The sequence below is a fragment of the Xanthomonas sp. D-99 genome (genome assembly GCF_017746145.1).
In the GTDB taxonomy this organism is placed as follows: Bacteria; Pseudomonadota; Gammaproteobacteria; order Xanthomonadales; family Xanthomonadaceae; genus Xanthomonas; species Xanthomonas cissicola.
The window spans coordinates 1-1,344 of sequence record NZ_JAGHWU010000078.1 but is presented as its reverse complement, the minus strand read 5'-3'; the positions used below and the strand labels follow the sequence as shown (position 1 = coordinate 1,344).

1 protein-coding gene is annotated in these 1,344 nt (G+C 64.0%); it reads right to left on the bottom strand.

All coding sequences use genetic code 11. The annotated features are described in order from the left end of the window. A complete protein-coding gene (xylA, locus tag J7360_RS19495) occupies nt 1-1,338 on the bottom strand; it encodes a xylose isomerase (protein WP_209034557.1) in 1,338 nt (445 codons plus the stop codon). Between the last annotated feature and the right edge of the window lie 6 nt (nt 1,339-1,344).

Sequence of the window (1,344 nt, the reverse complement as noted above, 5' to 3'; positions counted from 1 at the left end):
TCAACGCGTCAGATACTGATTGATCAGGTTTTCGTACGCTTCCTGGCGGCCGCTGATCTGCCGGGGCGCATTGCCGGCCGCATGCTTGGCCAGATCCGCCAGCGTGGTCTTGCCTGCGGCAAAGTCCGCGCCCGCGCCGCTGTCGAAGCTGGCGTAACGCTCGGCGCGCCACTGTTCCAGCGGCGAGGCGGTCAACAGCGCGTTGGCCACTTCCAGCCCGCGGGCGAACGCGTCCATGCCGCCGATGTGGGCCAGGAACAGGTCCTGCGGGTCGGACGATTCGCGACGCACCTTGGCATCGAAGTTCAGCCCGCCCGGTGCCAGACCGCCCTGCCGCAGCACCACCAGCATGGCGCCGACGGTGTCGTACAGATCGGTCGGGAACTGGTCGGTGTCCCAGCCGTTCTGCGGGTTGCCGCGGTTGGCATCGATGCTGCCGAGCAGGCCGGCATCGGATGCCACCTGCAGGTCGTGCTCGAAGCTATGGCCGGACAAGGTGGCGTGGTTGGCTTCGATGTTGAGCTTGAAGTCCTGATCCAGGCCATGCTGACGCAGGAAACCGATCACGGTCGCGCTATCAAAATCGTACTGGTGCTTCATCGGCTCCATGGGCTTTGGCTCGATCAGGAAGTTGCCCTTGAAGCCGATGCTGCGGCCGTAGTCGCGCGCCAGGGTGAGGAAGCGCGCCATGTTGTCCTGCTCGCGCTTCATCTGCGTGTTGTGCAGGCAGGCATAGCCTTCGCGCCCGCCCCAGAACACATAGTTCTCGCCGCCCAGCTCCACCGTGGCCTCGATCGCGGCCTTGACCTGCACCGCCGCACGCGCCACGATATTGAAGTCCGGGTTGGTCGAGGCACCATTCATGTAGCGCGGGTGCGAGAACAGGTTGGCCGTGCCCCACAGCAGCTTGATGCCGGTGTCGGCCTGGCGCTGCTTGGCGATGCCCACCATGTGCTTGAGGTTGCTCTCGTATTGGCCAATGTCATCGGCATCCGGCGACAGGTCGATGTCGTGGAAGCAGTAGTACGGCACGCCGAGCTTGGTGACGAACTCGAACGCCACATCGGCCTTGGCTTCGGCACGGTTCAACGCGGTATCGCCCACATCCCACGGATACGCACGCGTGCCCGGGCCGAACGGATCGGCGCCATTGCCGCAGAAGCTGTGCCAGTAGGCCACGGCAAAGCGCAGATGCTCGGCCATGGTCTTGTCGCCGATGGTCTTGTTGGCGTCGTAGACCTTGAACGCGAGCGGGTTGTCCGAATCGCGGCCTTCGAAACCGATCTTGCCGATGCCGGGGAAATATTCTTTCGCGCCGATGTACACGGTGTTGCTCATGGGGTG

Coding starts and splice junctions, on each gene's coding strand:
- xylA (WP_209034557.1), bottom strand. CDS start 1,338: ATGAGCAACACCGTGTACATCGGCGCGAAAGAATATTTCCCCGGCATC.